The organism is Phenylobacterium sp. (assembly GCF_036263695.1).
Classification (GTDB): Bacteria; Pseudomonadota; Alphaproteobacteria; order Caulobacterales; family Caulobacteraceae; genus Phenylobacterium.
Window position 1 is genome coordinate 1 of the sequence record NZ_DATAGM010000447.1, and the last position, 3825, is coordinate 3825.

General features: G+C 68.9%; 4 protein-coding genes and 1 pseudogene. 1 reads left to right on the forward strand and 4 read right to left on the reverse strand.

Annotation, left to right across the window (positions count from 1 at the left end; all coding sequences use genetic code 11):
- The 3 genes from VHK87_RS17990 to parE form a co-directional block, all read right to left on the reverse strand.
- On the reverse strand, positions 1 to 162 hold a 162-nt coding region (locus VHK87_RS17990; RefSeq protein WP_329636273.1), incomplete at its 3' end, for a DEAD/DEAH box helicase.
- A gap of 356 nt (positions 163 to 518) precedes the next feature.
- Positions 519 to 959 carry a hypothetical protein gene (locus VHK87_RS17995; protein WP_329636270.1) on the reverse strand — a complete coding sequence of 147 codons (441 nt, stop codon included), beginning with the start codon at positions 957 to 959 and terminating at the stop codon, positions 519 to 521.
- Between the two features lie 59 nt (positions 960 to 1018).
- Positions 1019 to 3073, reverse strand: a complete 2055-nt coding sequence (gene parE, locus VHK87_RS18000) for a DNA topoisomerase IV subunit B (RefSeq protein ID WP_329636271.1) — start codon at positions 3071 to 3073, stop codon at positions 1019 to 1021.
- A gap of 177 nt (positions 3074 to 3250) precedes the next feature.
- Here parE and VHK87_RS18005 point away from each other — a divergent pair, with 177 nt between their 5' ends.
- Complete coding sequence (locus tag VHK87_RS18005; RefSeq protein WP_329636272.1) at positions 3251 to 3472, forward strand: hypothetical protein; 222 nt, start codon at positions 3251 to 3253, stop codon at positions 3470 to 3472.
- A gap of 106 nt (positions 3473 to 3578) precedes the next feature.
- On the opposite strand, the pseudogene VHK87_RS18010 reads toward VHK87_RS18005, so the two are convergent.
- A pseudogene (locus VHK87_RS18010) lies at positions 3579 to 3825 on the reverse strand (elongation factor P); the annotation flags it as partial.

Here is a 3825-nt window from a genome sequence, read left to right on the forward strand (position 1 = left end):
GGCCGTCTTGCCGGTGCCGGTCTGGGCGATGCCCAGGACGTCGCGACCCTGCAGGGCCACGGGGATCGCCTCGGCCTGGATCGGGGTTGCGGTGGTGTAGCCGCCCTCGGCGACAGCTGCGAGCGTCGCGGGCGAGAGGCCAAGGTCAGAGAATTCGGTCATGGTCGACTGATCGGGCTTTCGGTTGTGCGCGAGGGCGCGCCATCCCGACTCGCGGCGGCGCGGACGAGGCTCGACCGCGCGCGGCGGAACATAGGGAGAAAGGCCCTGCTGTCAACGCGAGGCGCCGCTCTCTCATCTCACCCTCGGGTTGACGTTGATTTGGACGAAGGCGCGGAACACCTGGTCCGAGCGGCCGCGGCGCTCGGCCCGCAGCGCTTCTCTGCGGTGGCGCCAGGCGGCGAAATCGATTGCGCGGCTCAGGCCGAAGGCGGCGATGCGCGCCTTGAGCGACGGCTTGGGTCGGCTGGCGGCGATGAAGTCGGGGACGTAGGTGATGGCCCCGGCCGGCGGGACGGTCAGTGCGCCGGTGAAGTCTCCGTACCGCTCCCCGGCTTTTTTTTTGCCGGCGCAGGCTCATCCTCCTTCAGCTCCGGCCAGGCGGCGCGGGCGTCAGCCATGGCTTTTCCCCGGTGCAGAGCGTCGATGAACGAGCGGCTCGCCTCGCCAAGGGCGAAGGCCAGGGCAGAACTGCCGCTCGCGGCCGCGCCCGCACCGTCGCGAACGGCCGCCGGGGCCTCGCCGGGTGGATGGTCGTGCAGGAATTGGCGGGTCTTGGAATTCTGCTTCGCCTGGGTCCCGACCATCGCCGCGCCCGCGGCGACCAGGACATCGGCGATGATGGTCCGGCCCAGCTTCGAGCTCAGCAGACCATTCAGGTCACGGCGCACGCGCTTGGGGACCTTCACGCCCGCGATCCGCTTGGGCAGGCTGCCCTTCTTTGACTTCTTCTTCGCCATGAGCCGTCTCCAATCAGCCGTTTGTTAACGTCAGCTTGGGGACGGTGTTCCGCGCAGCTTTAGACGTCGAGGTCGGCCGCGGCGAACTCGGCGTTCTCCTGGATGAAGCGGAAGCGCAGCTCGGGTTTGCGGCCCATCAGCGTCTCCACGAGGTCTTCGACCGCCTCCTCGGCGCGGGGAAGGGTGACGCGCGCCAGGGTCCGGGTCTTCGGATCCATGGTGGTCTCCTTCAGCTGCGCCGGCATCATCTCGCCCAGGCCCTTGAAGCGGCTGATGTCCGGCTTCTTGCCCTTGAACTCGTTGGCCAGCAGCTGCTCGCGGTGCTCGTCGTCCTTGGCGTAGACCACCTTGGAGCCGTGGCTGAGGCGGTACAGCGGCGGCAAGGCGAGGTACAGCCGACCGGAGCGGATCAGGTCCGGCATGGTGCGGTAGAAGAAGGTGATCAGCAGGGACGCGATGTGGGCCCCGTCCACGTCGGCGTCGGTCATGATGACCACCCGCTCGTAGCGCAGCTCCTCTTCCTTGAACTTGCCGCCCGCCTGCACGCCCAGCGCCAGCAGCAGGTCGGCCAGCTCCTTGTTGGCCAACAGCTTGTCGGCGCCGGCCGAGGCGACGTTCAGGATCTTGCCGCGCAGGGGCAGGATGGCCTGGGTGCGGCGGTCTCGGGCCTGCTTGGCCGAGCCGCCGGCGCTGTCGCCCTCTACCAGGAATATCTCGGTCCCGTCGGTCGCCTGGCCCGAGCAGTCGGCCAGCTTGCCGGGCAAGCGCAGCTTGCGGGTGGCGGAGGCCCGGGCGACCTCTTTGTCCTTGCGCCGCTTCAGCCGCTCCTCGGCCCGCTCGATGACGAACTGGAGGAGGGCGCCCGCCGCCTTGGGCTGGCCGGTCAGCCAATGGTCGAAGGGATCGCGCAGGGCGTTTTCGACCAGCCGCTGGGCGTCGGACGAGGACAGCCGCTCCTTCGTCTGGCCCTGGAACTCGGGGTTGCGGATGAACACCGAGACCATGCAGCCGGCCTGGGCGATCACGTCCTCGGCGGTGATCAGGCCCGCCCGCTTTTCACCGACCAACTCGCCGTAGGCCTTCAGCCCGCGGGTGAGGGCGGCGCGCAGGCCCGCCTCGTGGGTGCCGCCTTCGGGCGTCGGCACGGTGTTGCAGTAGGACTGCATGAAGCCGTCGGCCTCGCCGAACCCGGCCGGCGTCCAGGCGATGGCCCATTCCACCTTGTGCGGGTCGCCCGGCCGCTCGTAACGGCCGGCGAAGGGCTCGGGGGTGACGGTCTCGATGTCCTTGACCCGCTCGGCCAGGAAGTCGGCAAGCCCATTCGGGAAGCGGAAGACCGCCTCGGCCGGGGTCTGGTCGTGGATGCGTGAGGGATCGCACTTCCACCGGATCTCGACGCCGCCGAACAGGTAGGCCTTGGACCGGGCCATCCGGTAGAGCCGGGCCGGCTTGAAGGCGCAGCCTTCGCCGAAGATCTCCTCGTCCGGGCGGAAGGCGACGGCGGTGCCCTTGCGCTTGGTCGGCTCCAGCTTCTGGATCGGGCCCAGCGGCTTGCCGCGCGCGAACGCCTGGCGCCACTGGAAGCCGTCTTTCCAGGAGGTGACCTCGACGTGCTCGGACAGCGCGTTGACCACCGAGACGCCGACCCCGTGCAGGCCGCCGGAGGTCTCGTAGGCCTTGCCGGAGAACTTCCCGCCCGAGTGCAGGACGGTCATGATCACTTCCAGCGCCGACTTGCCCGGGTGCTTCGGATGCGGGTCGACCGGGATGCCGCGGCCGTCGTCGCGAACGCTCAGGGTGCCGTCGGCGGCCAGGGTGACTTCGATCACCTTGGCGTAGCCGCCCACGGCCTCGTCCATGGCGTTGTCGAGCACTTCGGCGAACAGGTGGTGCAGGGCCCGCTCGTCGGTGCCGCCGATGTACATGCCCGGCCGCTTGCGGACCGGCTCCAGCCCCTCGAGGACCTCGATGTCCTTGGCCGAGTAGCCGCTGGCGGGCGCCTTCACGCCGATCACGGCGGGATCGGGACGCGGCTCGTGCGCCTCGGCCAGCGGGGCGGCCGGAGCGGGGTTCAGCGCGTCGTCGAAGAGTGAGGCTTGGGCGGTTTTGGGCACGGGAGCAGGTTGGCGCGATTCGGGGAGGGGTTCGTATGCGGCAGGGCGGCCGCTTCGAGCAAGCGCCACCGCAATGTGGCCTCTCGCCGCTTGCCAAGTGCGCGGGCCTCTGTCTCCATTCGCCAGGACGCGGACAAACGCCAGCATAGGTGTGGCCGCGCGCTTGGGAGGATCAATATGTCGCTAGAGAGCGCGCGCCCGCGTGGGCGCCCCGTATCCAAAGACATTCTCAATTTCGTCGGAGCCGGACTTGCGGTCTTCCTCGCCGTGTTCCTCGGAAGCCTGCTGGTCTCGGTGATCCCGCCGGAGCGCGACTCCATCTGGTTCGCCGCCGGAGCGTTCATGACGCCAGCGGCGGCCATGTTCGCGCTCTACTGGCTGATCGCGCAGAAGTTCTGAAATCCATCGCTCATCCCGGCGAAAGTCGGGATCCAGGCTGGATCGGCGAGCGCGCAGACGCCGTTTGGATCCGGGCTTGCGCCGGGATGAGCGGGATCTTGGAGGCTCAGTCCTTCGCCCGCTCCACGTAGGAACCGTCTTCCGTCAGAACGACGATCTTGGTGCCGGCGGTGATGTAGGGCGGGATCATGGCCCGCTGGCCGTTGGACAGGATGGCCGGCTTGTAGGACGACGAGGCCGTCTGGCCCTTCACCGCCGGCTCGGTCTCCATGATCTCGAGCGTCACGCGCTGGGGCAGGGTGATGGCGATCGGCACGCCGTCGTGGGTGGAGAGGGATACGGTCATCCCTTCC